At 72.0% G+C, this 17,357-nt stretch carries 18 protein-coding genes; 10 read left to right on the top strand and 8 right to left on the bottom strand.

Annotated features, from left to right (window positions below):
* Nucleotides 1–2,020: dTMP kinase (gene tmk, locus Val02_RS43545; RefSeq protein ID WP_203905241.1), on the bottom strand; the 2,020-nt coding region annotated here is incomplete at its 3' end.
* A gap of 622 nt (nt 2,021–2,642) precedes the next feature.
* On the opposite strand from tmk, the gene Val02_RS43540 reads away from it, so the two are divergent.
* The 8 genes from Val02_RS43540 to Val02_RS43505 all read left to right on the top strand — a co-directional run bounded on the left by Val02_RS43540 (nt 2,643) and on the right by Val02_RS43505 (nt 8,931).
* Complete coding sequence (locus tag Val02_RS43540; protein WP_203905234.1) at nt 2,643–3,806, top strand: hypothetical protein; 1,164 nt, start codon at nt 2,643–2,645, stop codon at nt 3,804–3,806.
* 183 nt (nt 3,807–3,989) lie between these two features.
* Nucleotides 3,990–5,192: an amino acid deaminase/aldolase gene (locus Val02_RS43535; RefSeq protein WP_203905233.1), complete on the top strand. Its 1,203-nt coding sequence runs from the start codon at nt 3,990–3,992 to the stop codon at nt 5,190–5,192.
* Nucleotides 5,193–5,229: 37 nt separating this feature from the next.
* Nucleotides 5,230–5,649, top strand: coding sequence for a PRC-barrel domain-containing protein (locus tag Val02_RS43530; protein ID WP_203905232.1), 420 nt, complete (start codon nt 5,230–5,232; stop codon nt 5,647–5,649).
* 131 nt (nt 5,650–5,780) lie between these two features.
* Nucleotides 5,781–6,143, top strand: coding sequence for a DUF6401 family natural product biosynthesis protein (locus tag Val02_RS43525; protein ID WP_203905231.1), 363 nt, complete (start codon nt 5,781–5,783; stop codon nt 6,141–6,143).
* 36 nt (nt 6,144–6,179) lie between these two features.
* On the top strand, nt 6,180–7,172 hold the full coding sequence (locus Val02_RS43520) for an SAM-dependent methyltransferase (RefSeq protein ID WP_203905230.1): 993 nt from the start codon (nt 6,180–6,182) through the stop codon (nt 7,170–7,172).
* Entirely contained in the window at nt 7,169–7,402 is a 234-nt protein-coding gene (locus Val02_RS43515) for a DUF6364 family protein (protein WP_203905229.1), read from the top strand. Before Val02_RS43520 ends, Val02_RS43515 begins: the two co-directional genes overlap by 4 nt.
* Entirely contained in the window at nt 7,374–7,679 is a 306-nt protein-coding gene (locus tag Val02_RS43510) for a type II toxin-antitoxin system PemK/MazF family toxin (protein WP_203905240.1), read from the top strand. The genes Val02_RS43515 and Val02_RS43510 overlap by 29 nt, the downstream gene beginning before the upstream one ends.
* A 115-nt stretch (nt 7,680–7,794) precedes the next feature.
* The gene (locus tag Val02_RS43505) at nt 7,795–8,931 is read left to right on the top strand and encodes an NADH-quinone oxidoreductase subunit D (RefSeq protein ID WP_203905228.1); all 1,137 of its coding nucleotides are present in this window, start codon (nt 7,795–7,797) and stop codon (nt 8,929–8,931) included.
* Between the two features lie 172 nt (nt 8,932–9,103).
* On the opposite strand, the gene Val02_RS43500 is transcribed toward Val02_RS43505, so the two are convergent.
* From Val02_RS43500 to Val02_RS43485, 4 genes are all read right to left on the bottom strand, one after another.
* Nucleotides 9,104–10,873 (bottom strand): hypothetical protein, encoded by a 1,770-nt coding sequence (locus Val02_RS43500; RefSeq protein ID WP_203905227.1) that lies wholly within the window; start codon nt 10,871–10,873, stop codon nt 9,104–9,106.
* Nucleotides 10,874–10,936: 63 nt separating this feature from the next.
* The gene (locus Val02_RS43495; RefSeq protein ID WP_239153783.1) at nt 10,937–11,914 is read right to left on the bottom strand and encodes a glycine betaine ABC transporter substrate-binding protein; all 978 of its coding nucleotides are present in this window, start codon (nt 11,912–11,914) and stop codon (nt 10,937–10,939) included.
* Nucleotides 11,915–12,061: 147 nt separating this feature from the next.
* Nucleotides 12,062–12,745: an ABC transporter permease gene (locus Val02_RS43490; RefSeq protein ID WP_203905225.1), complete on the bottom strand. Its 684-nt coding sequence runs from the start codon at nt 12,743–12,745 to the stop codon at nt 12,062–12,064.
* Nucleotides 12,746–12,788: 43 nt separating this feature from the next.
* On the bottom strand, nt 12,789–13,487 hold the full coding sequence (locus Val02_RS43485; protein ID WP_203905224.1) for an ABC transporter permease: 699 nt from the start codon (nt 13,485–13,487) through the stop codon (nt 12,789–12,791).
* A 2-nt stretch (nt 13,488–13,489) separates the two neighbouring features.
* Here Val02_RS43485 and Val02_RS43480 point away from each other — a divergent pair, with 2 nt between their 5' ends.
* Nucleotides 13,490–14,485, top strand: a complete 996-nt coding sequence (locus Val02_RS43480; protein WP_203905223.1) for an ABC transporter ATP-binding protein — start codon at nt 13,490–13,492, stop codon at nt 14,483–14,485.
* Here Val02_RS43480 and Val02_RS43475 read toward each other — a convergent pair.
* From Val02_RS43475 to Val02_RS43465, 3 genes are all read right to left on the bottom strand, one after another.
* Complete coding sequence (locus Val02_RS43475; RefSeq protein ID WP_203905222.1) at nt 14,482–14,955, bottom strand: hypothetical protein; 474 nt, start codon at nt 14,953–14,955, stop codon at nt 14,482–14,484. The two genes, Val02_RS43480 and Val02_RS43475, sit on opposite strands and share 4 nt — an antisense overlap.
* A gap of 56 nt (nt 14,956–15,011) precedes the next feature.
* Nucleotides 15,012–15,290, bottom strand: a complete 279-nt coding sequence (locus Val02_RS43470; RefSeq protein WP_203905221.1) for a hypothetical protein — start codon at nt 15,288–15,290, stop codon at nt 15,012–15,014.
* Nucleotides 15,291–15,392: 102 nt separating this feature from the next.
* The gene (locus tag Val02_RS43465; protein ID WP_203905220.1) at nt 15,393–16,655 is read right to left on the bottom strand and encodes an ABC transporter permease; all 1,263 of its coding nucleotides are present in this window, start codon (nt 16,653–16,655) and stop codon (nt 15,393–15,395) included.
* A gap of 267 nt (nt 16,656–16,922) precedes the next feature.
* Here Val02_RS43465 and Val02_RS43460 point away from each other — a divergent pair, with 267 nt between their 5' ends.
* Nucleotides 16,923–17,336, top strand: coding sequence for a hypothetical protein (locus Val02_RS43460; protein WP_203905219.1), 414 nt, complete (start codon nt 16,923–16,925; stop codon nt 17,334–17,336).
* The last annotated feature ends 21 nt before the right edge of the window (nt 17,337–17,357 follow it).

Here is a 17,357-nt window from a genome sequence, read left to right as displayed (position 1 = left end):
TGGTCACCCTGTCATCGCTCCTTCGCTGGAACCGGTCCGGAGCCGGCAGCAGCTCGACGACCCGTTCGAGCACGACGGAGGCGACGTGCTCCGGCTCGCGCTCGGCATCCAGCACCAGGTAGCGGCCCGAGTCGTTGGCGGCCAGGTCGAGGAACTGGTAGCGGACCCGTTCGTGGAACGCCAGCGACTCGCTCTCCAGCAGATCCGCGCCACCCGAGCGGGACAGCGCCCGCCGCAGCCCGACCGCCGGGTCGAGATCCAGCAGGACGACCAGGTCCGGCTTGAGCCCACCCGTGGCCCAGTCCGACAACCAGGCCACCTCCTGCACCGGAAGCGTCCGGCCGGCCCCCTGGTACGCCAGCGACGAGTCGACGTACCGGTCACTGATCACCACCGCGCCGCGATCCAGCGCCGGCCGCACCACCGTGGTGACGTGGTGCGCGCGGTCCGCCGCGTACAGCAGCGCCTCCGCGCGCGGCGCGACCGCCTCGCCCTCCAGCAGCAGCCGCCGGATCTGCGCACCCGCCGTCGTGGCGCCCGGTTCGCGGGTCACCACGACGTCCCGGCCGGCCCGCCGCAGCGCGTCCGCCAGCAGGTTCACCTGCGTCGACTTGCCTGCGCCGTCGCCGCCCTCGAAGACCAGGAACAGCCCGCGCACCGGCTTCGGCTCGGCCTTCACCAGCGGGCGTCCGCGCACGGAGGCCCACAGGTCGGCCAGCAGCGGCACGCCGTGCTTGTCGTCCATCTGCTTCAGCGCACCGGCGCCGGCCATGACGCCGCAGACGCCGGCGACGATCAGCAGGATGCGGGTCGTCGACAGTTCGACCGTGAACGGCCCCAGGTCGAACGTCGGCCGCCCGCCCGCACCGACCAACGTGCTGGAGAGCGCGATGGTGAACATCAGCACCACCCGCACGCCCGTCTGCACCACGGCGAACGCCCGCCCGCGCACCTCGTCGTCGACCTCGCCACCGAGCAGCGTCGTCCCGGACAGGAACGCCATCCCGGCACCGGCGCCCACGAACAGCGTCGCCGTCACCGCGAACGCCAGCTGCGGCGCGAGCGCGAGCACGATCACGGAGCCCGCCGCCAGGATGATCGACAGCCCGAACCAGCGCCGCCGCGACAGCGCGCCGACCAGCCGCGGCCCCGCCACGATGCCGCCCGCCAGCCCGATGAACAGCGTCGCGAACAGCAGGAAGAACGCCGCGTCGCCGCCGTACAGTTCGCGCGCGTAGAGGTTGGCCGTGCCGACCACGACACCGCCGCCGGCGAACGCCCCCAGGATGCCGAGCACGAGGCCGCGCACCAGCGGGGTCTGCCCGACGAACTTCCAGCCCTCCAGGAACTCGCGCAGCATCCCCGGTTTGCGCTCGCCGGGTCCCGTCGCGGCGGCCCGGCCGCTGATCTCCGGGATGAGGAAGAAGACGATGAGGGCGTTCGCCAGGAACGTCAGCGCGTTGAAGTAGAGCGCGACGTCGGTGGCCTCGGCCCACTCCGGCACGTCCCACTGCCCGAGCAACGAGTTGAGGCCGGCGAGCAGCAGCGCCGCGGCGACCGGGGTCACGCCGTACGTCGTGGCGAGGCTGAGCTGGTTGGTCGCCTCCAACCGGGCGCGTGGCACCAGGTTGGGGACGGCCGCTTCCTTGGCCGGCGTCCACAGCATCGCCACGGCCTCGATGACGAACGTCGCCACCGCCGCCCAGCCGATGACCAGCGCGGGATTGTCCGTGAACAGCGTCGCCAGCGGGATCGACAGGAAGAAGACGAAGCGGATGACGTCGCAGACCGCCATCGTGAAGCGCCGGTCGAAGCGGTCCGCGAGCACGCCCGCCATCGGCCCGAGGATCAGCGCCGGCAGCAGGCGCACGGCGATGACGGTGCCGAACGCGGCACCTTTCGCCAGCGAGTTGTCCACCTGGGCCGCCGCGAACGTCGACGTCGCCAGCAGGCCGAGCCAGTCGCCGAGCGCGGAGAGACTGAGCACGGCCCACAGCCGCCGGAACGCCCGGATCCGCATGATCGCCTTCAGCTCGGCGATGCCGGAGAGGTCGACCTGCTGCTTCTTCGCCTGGGCCGGCCGCCGGCGCTCGGGCCCCTGGTAAGCGGCCCGCTCATCGGCCTCGCGCGGCTCCCGCTCCGCTTCCGGGACGGGCACCACGACGGTGGCGTCACCGGCCGTCGGCGAACCGATCGGAAGGATCACCGTGGGCTCGGCCGGCGGCAGCGGCCCGGAGGGAACGATCATGGTGGCGTCGGGCGCCGGTGGGCGGCCGGTCGGGATGACCGTCGTCGGGTCCTGCGCCGGCGGGGCGCCGGTGGGCCGTTGGGCCGGCTCCGGCTCCGCCGATGAACGGTGCGGGTCCGGATAGACCGGAAAGCCGTCCGCGTTGACGGCGGGCGGCGTGGGGATGATCACGGTCTCGTCGGCCGGGGAGGTCGCCGGGCGACGCTCGCCCCCCACCGCCGGGATGACGGCGGTCGCATCGGCCGGCGGCCGCGCGGAAGTCACGGCCGGAATCTCGGCGGTCGCGTCCGCCGGGGCCGCGGGCCCAGCCGACGGCCGCTCAGCCGTCACGGCCGGAATCACGGCGGTCGCGTCCGCCGGCGGCGGCGCGCCATCGGCCACGGCCGGAAGCACAGTGGTCGCATCCGCCGGCGCCGTCACTCCCTCGGCCGACGGCCGCTCAGTCGTCACGGCCGGAATCACGGTGGTCGCATCGGCCGGCGGCGCCGCGCCATCGGACTCTGCCGACTCGGCGGTCACGGCCGGGATCACCGAGGTCGCATCGGCCGGGGCCGTTACCCCCTCAGCCGACGGCCACTCAGAGGTCACGGCCGGAATCACGGCGGTCGCATCAGCCGGTGCTCCCGCACCTTCAGACCCGGCCGACTCGGACACCACCGCCGGAATCACGGCCGTCGCATCACTCGGCGCCGTATCAGCCGAAGAAGCAGGCTCAGCCAAGGAGGCAGGCTCAACCGGAGAAGCCGGCCCAGCCGCAGGCGGCGCCACCTCGGCCGGAGACCGCCCGGACGCCGCACCCGCCGAGGTTACGCCCGGCGAGGCGGCCTCGAAGGGGTCAGGCTCCAACCCAGCGGACTCGGATGAAGTCGCCTCAAACGAAGTGGGCTCGGCCGGGGTGGACGCCGCAGCACCGGCCGATCGGCCACGCCGCGCCCGGCTGGGACGCGGCCGCCGCCCGGCCGCCGCCGGCGGACTCACCGCCGTGGCGTCGCCCGACGGCACCGACCCGGCCGTGCCATCCGCCCCTTCGGATTCCGCAGCGGCCGCCGATTCGGCCGACGCCGGGCCGTCCGACGCCCGCCCGGACTCCCCGGGCGCCGCAGGAGCCGTGGGTGCCGTGGCCTTCCTCGCCCGCCGCGCTTTTCCGGCCCTGGATGCCCCACCGGCAGACCCGGCGGCATCGTCGGTCCCCACCGCCTCACCCGACGACCTCACCGAGGCCGCCGAGGTCGAGGAGCCTGCCGAGGTGGAGGAGGCCGCCGAGGCGGACGAGGCCGCCGAGGTGGCGGACGCGGCCGATTCCGGCGAAGTCGAAGAAGCGCCGGAGGTCGAGGAGGCCGACGAGGCACTGGCCTCCGGCGACGCAGCGGACTCCGGCCCGGACGCGAGCCGCGAGATCGTCAGCGGATCGACGGCCGAAAGCCGCCCGAGGTCCGGCCAGCCCTCATCGACCGGCGGGTGCACCGGCTCCCCGCCGGGCGGCGGCAGGATCTCCCCGGCCGCGTCCGCGGCGGATCTCCACTGCTGCTCGGGGCTCGCCGCGAGACGTTCCGCGTGATCACCCTGATCAGCGCGATCGCCGTGGTCGCCGCCCCGGGCGTCGGACGTGCCGTCCCTCGTCACGGTGGCTGACCTCCCCGTCGTTCAACGCCGGACCGTAGGATCCGACGCGCTGCTAACTCTAACCAAGTGCGGTTTCCGGGCCTGAGCGGGCGAGCCGCGGGTCCGATACGGTGCAGCGGTGACGCCCGCGGACGCCCTCTACGACCGGTTCGAGCGCGCGACGGCCGCCCTGCCGTCCCCGGTCGGCATCGTCGACCTCGCCAGTTTCGACGCGAACGCGGACGTTCTGGTCGCGCGTGCCGCCGGCAAACCGCTGCGCCTGGCGAGCAAATCCGTGCGCAACCGCGAGGCGCTGCGGCGGGTGCTGGCCCGGCCGGGTTGGCGGGGGATCCTGGCGTACACGCTGCCCGAGGCGCTGTGGCTGACCGGCTCCGGTGTCACCGACGACGCGGTGGTCGGTTATCCGACGGCCGACCGGGTCGCGATCGCGACACTCGCCGCCGACGAGCGGGCCGCGGCGACCGTCACCCTCATGATCGACGACCCCGCGCAGTTGGACCTGGTGGACAGCGTCGTCGGGCCCACGCGGCGGCCCACCATCCGGGTGTGCCTGGAGCTGGACGCCTCGTGGCGGCCGTCGAAGCAGGTGCACGTGGGGGTGCGACGTTCGCCGGTGCACGGGGCCGCGCAGGCCGGTGCGCTGGCCGCGGAGATCGTCAAGCGGCCCGGGTTCCGGCTCGTGGGGATGATGTCGTACGAGGCCCAGATCGCCGGATTGGGCGACGCCCCACCGGGTCGTCCCTTGCGCGCCGTCGCCATCCGGTTGATGCAGTCGCGCTCCCAAAAAGATCTGTGGGAACGTCGTCAGCGCGCCGTCGCCGCCGTTCGTGAGCACGCCGAGCTGGAGTTCGTCAACGGCGGGGGTACCGGGAGCGTCGCGGCCACCACGACGGATTCCTCGGTGACGGAGATCGCGGCCGGCTCGGGCCTGTACGGGCCCACGCTCTTCGACGGGTACCGGGCGTGGCAGCCGCACCCGTCGGCGTTCTTCGGGCTGTCGGTGGTGCGCCGGCCCACGCCCGGCATCGCGACCGTGCTGGGCGGCGGCTGGGTCGCCTCCGGCGAGGCGAGCCCGACCAGGCAGCCGTCGCCGGTGCTGCCGGCCGGGTTGGAGCTGATCCCGCTGGAGGGCGCCGGCGAGGTGCAGACGCCGTTGACCGGCCCGGGAGCGAGCCGGTTGCGAATCGGTGACCGGGTCTGGTTCCGCCACGCCAAGGCTGGTGAACTGTGTGAACACCTGCCGGCGCTGCACGTCGTCGAGGGCGACGCGGTGACCGCCGAGTGGCCGACGTACCGCGGCGAGGGCATGTCCTTCCTCTGAGCGGGTACGCCTTCTGCGACGACGGAAGGAGAAGCTCGTGGATCGCGTTTCCGATCTCCGTGGCGCCGATGTCCTCGACCGGCAGGGTGAGAAGATCGGCCGGTTGGGCCAGCTGTACACCGATCCGGCCGGGCAACCCGCCTGGGCGACGGTGCAGACCGGCTGGTTCGGGCTGCGGGAGTCGCTGGTTCCCCTGTACGGCGCCCAGTGGACGACCGAAGGCCTCCAGGTGCCCTACGACAAGGAGACCGTCAAGGACGCCCCGAACGTCGACGTCGAGCCGGACGAACCGCTGACGACCGACGAGGTGGCCCGTCTCTATCGGCATTACCAGTTCGACTGGGACGACAGCCGAGCGGCGTACCGCACCGGGGTGACCGATGCCGAGACGGCGTACCAGGACGTGCGCGCGGATCGGCCGACGACCGGTTCGGGGCTACGCCGGTACACCGGGTAGGACATCCGATGATCGACGGCCACCTGTACATCGGGTGGCCGTCGATCGACATGTACAGGGGCTGAACAGCCAAATATCTCCGGCCGTCCGGATCGCCCCATCGGCATGCCGTGATTTGTACGGTCGGCGCCATGGACATCGCGGACGAACACGTCCCTCCCCGGATCGTGGTCAACGCCGCCGAACTGGCTCTGATCCAGTGGGACCGGCGGGTGGGGACGTCAGGCTTCCGCGCCGCACGCGCCGACGCCGGGCTGCTGTCGAAGGTGGACCAGCACTCGGCCGCGGTGCGGGACGCGCTCGCCGGTGCCGACGACACGGTCACCGCGACCGATCTCGCCGCGTACGCCGACGGGGTCTGCGACACGGCCGGTCAGCGCGGGTTCCACCTGCCGGCGAAGCTGACCGTCGAGGACTGGGCCGACCCGAGTTGGCCGCTGGTGCGCCTGCTCGCGGTCTGTCAACTGGCGAGGACCCACCGGCTCGTCCCCTGATGCGTAACACTGGGGTACGTGCGGTGGCGGGAGGCTATGCGGCAGGCGCTGTATGACGCCGACGGCTTCTTCGTCCGCCCCGGCCCCGGCCCGGCCGGGCACTTCCGCACCAGTGTGCACGCGTCGCCGCTGTTCGCGCGGGCGATCTGCCAACTGCTGATCCGGGTCGACACCGCGCTGGAGCACCCGGACCGCATCGACCTCGTCGACATCGGTGCCGGACGGGGCGAACTGCTCAGGGCCGTGCTGGCCGCGCTGGAGTCCGGGCCGGCCGTCGCTCTGGATGTTCCACCGAAACTGAGAGAGCGGGTGCGGCCTGTCGCGGTCGAACTCGCGTCGCGCCCGGCGGACCTGCCGGAAGAGATCGAATGGACCGACCGGGCGCCGGAGGCGACCGTCGGACTGCTCACGGCGACGGAGTGGCTGGACAACGTGCCGCTCGACGTCGCCAGCGGGGATCCGCCGCGGTATCTGCACGTCAACGGGCGTTCGGGCAACAGGGTGACCCGCCGCGACGAACGGTGGCTGCAGGCCTGGTGGCCGCCGACCGGCGTACCCGGCACCCGGGTGGAGGTCGGGCTCCCGCGCGACGAAGCCTGGGCCGAGGCGGTCGGCACGGTCAAGCGCGGCCTGGCGGTGGCGGTCGACTACGGCCACCTGCGCGACAACCGCCCCGTCTTCGGCACACTGGCCGGCCACCTGAACGGCCGCCGCGTCCCACCGGTCCCCGACGGCAGCTGCGACGTGAGCGCCTACGTCGCGATGGATTCCGTCGCCGACGCGGGCAGCGCGGTCGCCGGCAGCGAACCGGTCCTGCTCACGCAGCGGGCGGTGCTGCGCGCGCTGGGCGTGCACGGGCGGCGGCCGCCGCTGGGTCAGGCGCGCGAGGATCCGATCGGGTACGTGCAGGCGCTGGCGCTGGCGAGCGCCGCGGCCGAACTCACCGACCCGGACGGCCTCGGCGGACACTGGTGGGTAATCCAGCCGGTAGGATTGGCGGTCATACCTGAGGTACTCTCGTTGGCATGACCGCCAAGGTGACCCTCTCCTTCTCCGATCAGACGATCGCCGACGCGCGCCAGATGGCCGAGCGCGAAGGCGTGTCGCTGTCGGCGTGGATCGACAAAGCCGCACGTGAGCGCGCATTACGCGAGATCTTCACGGCCCACGCCGCCGCCGTCCGGCGGGCCGGGCTCGACGACGAGGCGCGCGCCCTGGCCGACGAAGAGGATTACCTGGCGAGCCGTGCGGCGCGGTGAGGTCTGGCTGATCAACGGGGCCCGGGAACGCCTCGGACTGATCATCAGCTCCGACATCTTCAACGAGACCGAGGTGCCGGTCCTCATCGTCGCGGAGGTCACCGACCGGCACGAGCTGCGCGACTCACCACTGTCGGTGCCGCTGGGCGAGTACGTCGTCATGCCGGACCGGCTCTCGTCCCCGCTCAAACGCTGGTTCACCGAACGGGTCGAGGTCGCCGACACGGAGACCATGCAGCGCGTCTCCCGGGCCCTGCGTATCCTCCAAGACCTATGAGCGCGCGTGGGGGCGGTGCGGCACCGCCTGGACTGAGGAGTGCCGGCCGCGAAGCGGTTGGCGCGACGAGGGAAGGTGGTGCCACCGGCACCGCCCCGACGCGTGCGCGGGCGACATGAGTCGCGAGGTTGTCGTCGGGACCGGTGCCGGGCTCGACACCGCCGACATGGTGCTCAACATCGGGCCGCAGCACCCGTCCACGCACGGCGTTCTGCGGCTGCGGCTGGTGCTCGACGGCGAGCGCGTCATCTCCTGCGAACCCATCGTCGGCTACATGCACCGGGGCGCCGAGAAGCTCTTCGAGGCCCGCGACTACCGGCAGATCATCGTGCTGGCCAACCGGCACGACTGGCTCAGCGCGTTCAACAACGAGCTGGGTGTGGTGCTCGCCGTCGAGCGGCTCATGGGGCTGGAGGTCCCCGAGCGGGCCGTCTGGCTGCGCACCGCGCTCGCCGAGTTGAACCGGGTGCTCAACCACCTGATGTTCCTCGGCTCGTACCCGTTGGAGATCGGTGCGATCACGCCGATGTTCTACGCGTTCCGGGAACGGGAGACCATCCAGGCCGTCCTCGAGGAGGCGTCCGGCGGGCGGATGCACTACATGTTCAACCGGGTCGGTGGGCTCAAGGAGGAGGTGCCGGCCGGCTGGACCACGCGGGCCCGCGCCGCCATCGGCGAGGTGCGCCGGCGCCTCCCCGACCTCGACAACCTGATCCGGCGCAACGAGATCTTCCTCGCCCGCACCGTCGGGGTCGGTGTGCTGTCGGCCGCCGACGCCGCCGGCTACGGGGCGTCGGGTCCCGTCGCCCGCGCCTCCGGGCTCGACCTGGACCTGCGCCGCGACGAGCCGTACCTCGCCTACGGGTCGCTCGACGTGCCCGTCGTGACGCGAACGACCGGCGACTGCCACGCACGGTTCGACGTCCTGCTGGAGCAGGTGTACGTCTCGCTGGACCTCGCCGAGCAGTGCCTGCACCAGGTCGACACCCTGCAGGGGCCGGTCAACGTGCGGCTGCCCAAGGTGCTCAAGGCGCCCGAGGGGCACACCTACGCGTGGACCGAGAACCCGCTCGGCATCAACGGGTACTACCTGGTGTCCCGGGGCGACAAGACGCCGTGGCGGCTCAAGCTGCGCACCGCGTCCTACGCGAACGTCCAGGCGTTGGCGACGTTGATCCCGGGGTGCCTGGTGCCGGATCTGATCGCGATCCTGGGGTCGATGTTCTTCGTGGTGGGCGACATCGACAAGTAGCGCGGCGAGGTTCGGGCCGGCGCGGATGCGGTCGAATCCGCCTGCGGCTCGGGCCCGCCGCCGTTGCGGCCCACGCCGCGGGTGATCGGCCGCTTCGGTGCGTCGGCGCCCTACTTCCACGCCAGCCGCCCCGAAGGGCTCCGCGCGAAGCGGTGGCCGACCAGCAGGCGGCTTACTCCCAGTCGTCGGCGGCGCGGCGGCCGCGCGGCGGGGGCTGGTCGTAGTCGTCGGCGTCCCGCGACCGGCCGCCGCCGTACTCACCCGGCCCGTAGCCCGGCTGGCCGCCGTACTCGTTGCCGGCCGGCGGACGGCCGTACTCACCCGGCGGACGCGCGCTTCCGGCCGGACGGCCGCCGTACTCGCCGCCGCCAGAAGGACCACTGACCGGCGGGCCGTACTCACCCGGCGGACGCGCGCTTCCGGCGGGACGACCGCCGTACTCACCGCCACCCGAAGGACCACTGACGGGCGGGCCGTACTCGACCGGCGGACGCGCACTACCGGCCGGACGGCCGCCGTACTCGCCGCCGCCCGGGCGTCCGCCGTACTCCGTGCCGCCGCGGCGCGGCTGCTCCACCGGCGTACGGGCCCGCTCGTCGGTGCCGCGTTCGGTGGCCCAGTCGGGGACCGGCTCGCCGGACGGGTTGGCGGGCAGGGCGGCCCGGCCCGGTGCCGGTTCCGGCGGTGGTGCCACCCGGGCGCGGCCGGTGCGTTCGGGCTCGTCCTCGAAGAAGCCGCCGGTGTGCTCGTCGGCGAAGAAGCCGCCACCCGGTTCGGGCGCACGCGCGCGTCGGCCGGTCGTGCGTTCCGCGTCGAAGCCGCCGTCGTACACGCGGGGCTCGGGTGCCGCGCGCCGGCCGCCCGTGCGTTCGCCGTCGAAGCCGCGCGGGCGTTCCCCCTCACGGCGACCGGCACCGGAAACGGGCGCGGCGCCGGACCACTCGGCGTCACCACGACGGCCGGCGCCGGAGACGGGAGCCGCACCGGCCCACTCGCCCTCGGCGCGGCGGCCGCCCGGAGCGGAAACCGGGGCGGCACCGGCCCATTCGCCGTCGGGCTGCCGGGACGGGGGGCCCGGTGCGGGAGCGCCGCCCTGGGCCCAACGCCCGCTCGGCTCGTCGTCATCGCCGCGGCGGCGCCGGCCGGTCGGCCCCTCGCCGGGGGGCGGCGGCCGGTGCGTCGACGACGCCCACCGGTCCTCTACGTGCATCTCGGCCGCCGTCGGGTCGACCCGCACCTCGGCGCGCCGCTCGTTGACGTGCATCTCGCTGCCGTGCTCGTCGACCCGTGCGCTGGCGCGGCGTTCGCCCATGCGCTGCTCGGTGCGACCGACCGGTGCGCTGCGCCGGGCCGGTTCCGGCTGGTCCTGGTACGGGTCGGGCTCGCGTCGCTGCTGCGGAACGGCGACCGGCTTGGCCGCCCCGTACACGGTGCCGCCGTCGTCCACATAGGTCTGCCGGGTCACGTGGACCGTCTCCGTGTGATGCACCACACCGGCGCTCGCCTGCACGGGGGCCGGGGCCGGCGCCTGCGGGGCCGGTGGGGCGTTCAGGTGGCTGCGCTCGACGTGCGCACGCAGCACCTCGATCTGGCCGCGCAGCGCCTCGACGGTGTCGGTGAGCGCGGAGACCCGTTCGGCGAGCGAACGGTGGGTGGCCTTGGCCGCGTGCGCGATATCGGCCCGGAGATCGTCACGGAGAGCTTCGATCTCTTCCTCTACGTAACCCTCCATGCCGCCTCGGTCACCGGCCCGGCGGCGGGCGAGGAGCGCTCCCACGGCGACCAGAATGACGGCCACCATGAGGAAGAAAGCGCCCACACGCAGGAGAAATCCGTCCCCGCCGGCCACCAGCAGGAGGCCACCGACGGGTGCCGTCCCGACGCCGCCCCACAGCAGGGCAGGCGCCGGTCCGTTGCTACGTTCCGTGCCCTCGGCCGACATGGATGTAGACCATACCGAGTGCGCGCTATCGCACGCCACGCCGACCGAGGGGCAACGATTTGATCAGGCGAGCGACTCGTCGGTGGAGAAGACCAGGCCGATGGAGATGCTGCCGGTCTTGAGGGCGTTCTTGGTCTGGGTGCCGCCGGCGTCGAGGCTGGCGAACCGGCCGACCTTCAGCCCGTACGTCTTCTCCAGACCCAGCTGGCAGAACGGCCGCTGCGGGCACTCCGGCGGACCGCCGAGCACCGTGGCCGTCCCGGAGCACTTGCTCGCGAACTCCGACAGCGTCTTCACGCCGTACTTCTCGGCGAACGCCGTCGTGACGGCGAAGGCGTTGGCCGTGACCGCCTGGGACGGCTTGCCGAAGGTGAGGCCCACCTTCTTGCCGATCTCGGTGAGCGCGGCAGCCGTCTTGTCGACGTCCGGGGAGGCGATCGGCGCGTTCTTGGCCGCTTCACCGTTGACCTTCGCGTTGAGGAACTCCGCCAGCGTCGCCGCGTACTCCGGCAGCACCTGCACCTTGCCGGCCTCGAGGTCCGGCTCGTAGAGCTCCCGGTTGCCGATTTGCTCCACCTTGACCGTGTAGCCGGCGGCCTCCAGCGCGATCTTGTACAGGTTGCCCAGCACCTGGCTCTCGCTGAAGTTCGCGGCGCCGACGGTGATGCTGCCGCCCGCGCCCCTCGTGATGCCGGCCGTGATGTTGGCCGTGGCGGCGAACTCCTTGGCGGCCACCTCGGCGGTCTTGCGGTCGACGTTGACGGCCTTGTTGAGCGCGATCATCTTCGGCGTGTCGAGCGCCGCGGAGACCTTGTCCAGGGCGGCGAGCAGCTCGGGGCTGGACGCCTTGCTGTTGACCGCCGGGAGGATGTTGTCGGCGTTCTGCAGCTTCTTGTCGTCGGTCAGCGCGACGAACTTCTCACCGGCGACCGGCGCGCATCCGGCACCGCTGGCGGCGTCGGGCTTGGTGGTGCCGGAGGAGCCCTCCTCGCCGCACGCCACGAGGCCGAGCGCGGCGACACCGAGCGCCAGGCCGGTCACTAACGTTCTGGAAAATCTCTGCATGGCGACGGCGCCCGCCTTCCGTGTCCCGGTCCCCGTGGGAGGACCGCGTGTCCGACGGGCAACTCTGCGCGCCCGCACCAAATACCCAACCTCGCTGATCGGGTATCGGCAACCGGACGAGGGTCACAGCTTGGACAAACGCAACCCCTTGGGGGTGACCAGGCGCTGCAGCAACGCACCGAGGCCCTCCACCAGCAGCGCCAGCCCGACGACGAGGATCCCGCCGGCCAGCACCTGACCGCCGCCGGTCGCCAGCCCGAGCCCGAAGCCGGCCGCGATGATCTGGCCGAGCCCGCCGCCGTTGACGAACGACGCCAGCGCCGCCGTCGCCGCCACCTGCACGGCGGCCGTGCGCAGGCCGGAGGCGAGATAGGGGACGGCGAGGGGCAGTTCGACCCGCCACAGCCGCGTCCAGCCGGACATGCCGACCCCCTTCGCGGCGTCGCGGACCTCGGGGTCGATCTCGCGCAGCCCGGTGTAAGCGGTCGCCAGCAGCGGGGGAACGGCGAACACGGCCAGCGCCACGATCACCGTCGCCTTGCCGAAGCCCAGGGCGGTCAGCGGAAGGATCACCAGCAGCGCCATCACCGGCACGGCCTGGGTGAGGTTGGACAGCACCACGACCGCCGTGCCGCCACGGCTGCTGCGGCCGAGCGAGACGCCCAGCGGCCACGCCACGACGAGCGCGAGCGGCAGCGCGGCGAACATGATGAACAGGTGCTCGCCGAGGCGTTCGAGGATGCCGCCCGGGTTGGTCCAGTTGAGCGGGTCGTTGATCCACGTGACGAACTGGTCGAACGCGTTCATGCGGCCCTCCGGCGGGTCCAGGGGTTCGTCGGGCCGATGGCGTTCATGCCGACCGCCTGCGGGTCCACGGGGTGAGCACCCGGCCGACCAGCAGCAGCACCAGGTCCAGCACCAGCGCCAACGCCACGCACAGCACCGCCGCGGTGAGGATCTGCGCCTTGTAGAAGTTGTTGGTGAAGCCGTCCATCAGCAGGCTGCCCAGGGCGCCCTTGCCCACGATGGCGCCGACGGTGACCAGGGCGACCGTGGACACGGTGGCGAGCCGGATCCCGGTCAGCAGCCCCGGCAGGGCGAGCGGCAGTTCGACCCGCCACAGCCGTGCGAACCGCCCGTAGCCCATCGCCGTCGCCGCCTCCCGCACCTCGCCCGGCACCTGCAGCAGCGCGGTCAGCGTGCTGCGCACGATCACCAGCAGCGCGTACGTGACGAGCGCCAGCACCACCGCCGAACGCCGCGACGGCATGATCGGTCCCAGGATCGCAAGCAGCCCCAGCGACGGAACGGTGTACAGCACGCCGGTCGACACCAGAATCGGGGTGGACAACCTACGTACCTGATAGGCAAGGATGGCGAGAGTCACACCGATCACGGCCGCGATGAGCACAGATTCGGCGGTCAGCAGTACATGCTCGATCAGCGCGGTCCGAATACTCTCAGCGTTGTCGCGCACGTAGCGCCAGGACAACCAGGGGTTCTCCGCCGCGGGAGCGGCCAGCACCCGCGGCCCGTCGAGAAGGGACATCCGTGGACGGTACCCGGAAAGCTGCACCCATCGCTCTCCAGCGCGTGCGCAAGCAGTACCCGGACGGCACGGTGGCCGTGGGCGAGCTGAGCCTCGAACTGGCCGCCGGCGAGACGACCGTTCTCATCGGCCCCTCGGGCTGCGGCAAGTCGACCGTTCTCCGCATGATCAACCGGCTGATCGAGCCGACCTCGGGCGCCGTGCTCATCGACGGCGAGGACGTCACCAAGAGCGATCCGGACCGGCTGCGGCGCGGCATCGGGTACGTGATCCAGCACGTCGGCCTCTTCCCGCACCAGAACGTGCGCACCAACGTGGGCACCGTGCCGCGGCTGCTCGGCTGGCCCGCCGCGCGGATCCGGGAACGTTCGGACGAACTGCTCACGCTCGTCGGCCTCGACGCCGCCCGTTACGGGGACCGGTACCCGCACGAACTCTCCGGCGGGCAGCGGCAGCGCGTGGGGGTGGCCCGGGCGCTCGCCGCCGATCCGGCCGTGCTGCTGATGGACGAGCCGTTCTCGGCGGTGGACCCGATCGTGCGCACGCGGTTGCAGGACGAGTTCCGGCGGCTGCAACGCACCGTGCGCAAGACGGTCGTCCTGGTCACGCACGACATCGACGAGGCCGTCCGGCTCGGGGACCGCATCGCCGTGCTGTCCGAGGGCGGCAAGCTGGAGCAGTTCGCCACGCCGGCGGAGCTGCTCGCCGCGCCGGCCAACGACTTCGTGCGGGAGTTCGTGGGTGGGGACCGGGGCATCAAGCGCCTGGCCGTCACGCCGATCCCCCGGTCCAGGCTGACCCCGGCCGTGGACGGGGACGCGCCGGTCGTGGCCGCCGACGCGACCCTCCAGGACGCCCTGGCCGCCATGCTGCGCGAGGGGCGCGACCGGGTCGCCGTCCGCGACGATTCAGAGCTTCTGGGGGAACTGGCGGCAGCGGACATCGTCGCGGCGCTGGCGGAAGATCTCCCACCAGCGCCGCAACCCGCCGCGTCTTAAGGCCTGCGGCCCGCCATCGAGGCGAGGCCGACGATCCACCCGACGATGAGCCCGTAGGCCGTGCCTCCCGTGGCGGCCACCACGGAGTCGTCGGCCGGCGCGCTCGCCGCGATGAACCACGTCAGAAAAGCGGCCAGCGCCGCCGCGAACATGTAGGCCGCCCACCCGACCAGGAAGGCGGAAATGCCGCCGCGGGCACGGGAGAGCTGCGAACCCGCCATCAATGACACGAACCCGTACGTGAACGCGATGAGCAGGATCGCCTTCAGGTTGGCGGCCAGGAGGTCGCGCAACGGAAGGTCGTCATCGAAGGTCCACGCCGGCCAGGCCAGGGTCGTCAGAAAGAGTCCCCGGTCGGTGTCGTCTACCCAGTCCCGATACCACGGACTGCCGAAAATCAGCACGAGGATGAACGCGACGAGCGTCGCGGTGGACGCCGCGGTCCGGTAACGCCCACGGTTGAATGCCATGCCGGGGATATGACCGGCACGGCAAAATCCTAAACGCAGGTAAATGCGTTACTGGCTCATTGCGTCAGGTAGTCGATGAACGCGGCCCGCAGCAGCGGCTCCGACTCCCCGTACCCATGCCCGGTCATTTCACGCCACAACGCGACCGCGTCGTCGATGGAGGCGCCGACGGCCCCCAGGGAACCGTCCAGCGACTCGGCGTCGTCCGCGTGCGGCAGGTGCCGCAGCAGGTTCCAGAAGAATTTGACGTCGCCGTGCTGGCGGGCCTTGGCGAACGCGCGCTTGCGCAGTTCCTCTGTGGACAGTCCGTCGAGCTCGGCGATAGTTCCGCTCATGCGAGGCAGCGTAACGTCGCCGAGCGGCGCCGGCACGCCATTGCGGATCACGGTCCGCACCCCGCTGACCGATCGCAGCCGGCACACCCGCACAGTCATACGTCAGCGGGTGGACCAGCGGTCGTCCCACGATGCGCCCGACGAAGACGTTCCCGAGGAAACGGTCTCCGAGTGCGCACGACGACGGCCGAACGTCTCGACGAGCCGGCTCGCGACGAGCCCGATGACGATCGCACCGGCGGCGAACGCCACGGTGTCGACCTTCCAGGCCTCCGCGTCGGCATAGCGCATGAGCAGCGAGATCCCGACCACGCCGAGCAGCGTCCCGAACAGGCCGCCGCGCCGGCCGTAGACCGACACGCCGCCGAGCAGTACGGCGCCCAGGGCGAGGGCGGTGAGCCCGATGCCGTTTTCCGACGGGTGCACCTCGCGGTTGGTCAGTGCCAGCAGAACCCCGGCCACGGCCGCGAGCACGGACGAACCGACCAGCGCGAGTCCGGCGGTCATCCCCCCGCTCCCCCGCGCGGCGGGGTCACCCTCCGGCCGGAACCGCCCGAACGACCGGCGCATCCCCGGAATCATGCAGATCACGCCGCCCACGACCGAGAGCACCGCGAACCCGCCGAACCACACGACGGCCTGGCCGTCCGGCTCGTACGCACCGGCGACCACCTTCGCGGTGTCCTGCGACTGCATCCAGGCGATCACGGCTAAACCGACGGCGAGGCTGGCCGCCCACGACGGCACGTGCAGAACGACCACCACGACGGCCATCACCAGACCGGCCCCGACGACCAGCAGCGCGGTGACCGCGGCGGTCGGCAACAGCCCACGCTCGGAGTTGGCCGCGAAGAACATCGCACTGCCGAAGGCGAGCGACCCGACCGCCAGGTTGGGCACCGCGGCGCGCACGCTCAGCGCCATGCCCACCGCCACGAGCCCCAACACCGCCGCCGTCAGGTACATCTGCGGCAAATCGGGCCCCTTCAGCACCCCCGCGTCGGCCTTGTGCAGCAGGAACGCCACCCCGCCGACCGCGAGCGCGAGCAGCGCCTCCCAGCCGAAGTGGATCCCCAGCCGATCGGACACCGGCTCCGGCTCGGCCGGCTCGTCATCACGCTCAGCAACCGGCTGCTCGGAGTAGTTCGACTCGGAGCCGTAGCTTTCCGAGTTGTAGCTGTCGACCGTGAACGTGCCGGTGTGGTACGCCGACCCGTTGCTGTGCGCGCCGAACGAACTGTCGGAACCCGCGTCGTCCTGCCGGTCGTCCAGGTAGGCCTGACTCTCCCGGAAACTGGACTGACGGTACCCAGGCTCGTCGGTATACGTGGATCCACCACGGAACCTGGTGCTTTCGTAGGACACGCCCGCCTCCCAACGTGTCGTCGGCTGAGCGCACCGTACCTTCGCTTCGCCCGGGTCGGTAAGTCCCTGTGGACAACAGATTCGCACCCGGTTCCAGCAGGTTAAAGGGCGCCTTAGGAACGCCTTTACGGGATCTCCGGCACACCTTTCCCCATCCACCCGGATCCATGGTTATCCACAGGCGGCAACTTGGTGGTTACAGGGGGCGGGGCGGCGGTTTACGCTCGCGGTGTTTTGTTCGGCGGGGGCCGAGCCGGGGGGACCGGAATGCCGAAGATCGATGACCCGAGCGGACCGTTCGACGACGCCACAGTGATCGAGGTCGATGCCACGAGCATCGACGGGTTCGCCGGCACCATCGAGGGCCAGGTGACCGCCAACTACATTCCGTATGCGGCGCGGATCGTGCCCTCCTACGAGTTGGGCGCCCGCTTCGGCTTCGCCAACCGCAGCGCGGAGGTCAAGGCCGCCCGGGACCGCCACACCGACTGCCTGCGCGGCGCGATCGATCAGTTACGCGGGTTCGCCGAGGCCTCCCAGGCACTGGTCGCCGCGGCCCGTTTCGTGGCCGAGAAGTACCGCGACAGCGACGCGTTCTCGGCCGCGACCGTCGACGAGGTGGCGCAGGAGCTCAACGCCGCGATGCGCACCGTGCAGAAGCAGCGGGGTGATGCGGTGTGAGCGCTCAGGACTGGGCCGGGA

It is taken from the genome of Virgisporangium aliadipatigenens (assembly GCF_016863615.1).
Classification (GTDB): Bacteria; Actinomycetota; Actinomycetes; order Mycobacteriales; family Micromonosporaceae; genus Virgisporangium; species Virgisporangium aliadipatigenens.
Note: the sequence above shows the minus strand (reverse complement) of the source record. Positions and strands in the feature narration are given on the sequence as shown.

What these genes read in the sequence shown, in the direction of transcription:
- Val02_RS43485 (WP_203905224.1), bottom strand. Translation starts at nt 13,487, where the DNA reads ATGTCCCTTCTCGACGGGCCGCGGGTGCTGGCCGCTCCCGCGGCGGAG.
- Val02_RS43500 (WP_203905227.1), bottom strand. Translation starts at nt 10,873, where the DNA reads ATGTCGGCCGAGGGCACGGAACGTAGCAACGGACCGGCGCCTGCCCTG.
- Val02_RS43515 (WP_203905229.1), top strand. Translation starts at nt 7,169, where the DNA reads ATGACCGCCAAGGTGACCCTCTCCTTCTCCGATCAGACGATCGCCGAC.
- Val02_RS43470 (WP_203905221.1), bottom strand. Translation starts at nt 15,290, where the DNA reads ATGAGCGGAACTATCGCCGAGCTCGACGGACTGTCCACAGAGGAACTG.
- Val02_RS43520 (WP_203905230.1), top strand. Translation starts at nt 6,180, where the DNA reads ATGCGGCAGGCGCTGTATGACGCCGACGGCTTCTTCGTCCGCCCCGGC.
- Val02_RS43505 (WP_203905228.1), top strand. Translation starts at nt 7,795, where the DNA reads ATGAGTCGCGAGGTTGTCGTCGGGACCGGTGCCGGGCTCGACACCGCC.
- Val02_RS43490 (WP_203905225.1), bottom strand. Translation starts at nt 12,745, where the DNA reads ATGAACGCGTTCGACCAGTTCGTCACGTGGATCAACGACCCGCTCAAC.
- Val02_RS43525 (WP_203905231.1), top strand. Translation starts at nt 5,781, where the DNA reads ATGGACATCGCGGACGAACACGTCCCTCCCCGGATCGTGGTCAACGCC.
- Val02_RS43460 (WP_203905219.1), top strand. Translation starts at nt 16,923, where the DNA reads ATGCCGAAGATCGATGACCCGAGCGGACCGTTCGACGACGCCACAGTG.
- Val02_RS43475 (WP_203905222.1), bottom strand. Translation starts at nt 14,955, where the DNA reads ATGGCATTCAACCGTGGGCGTTACCGGACCGCGGCGTCCACCGCGACG.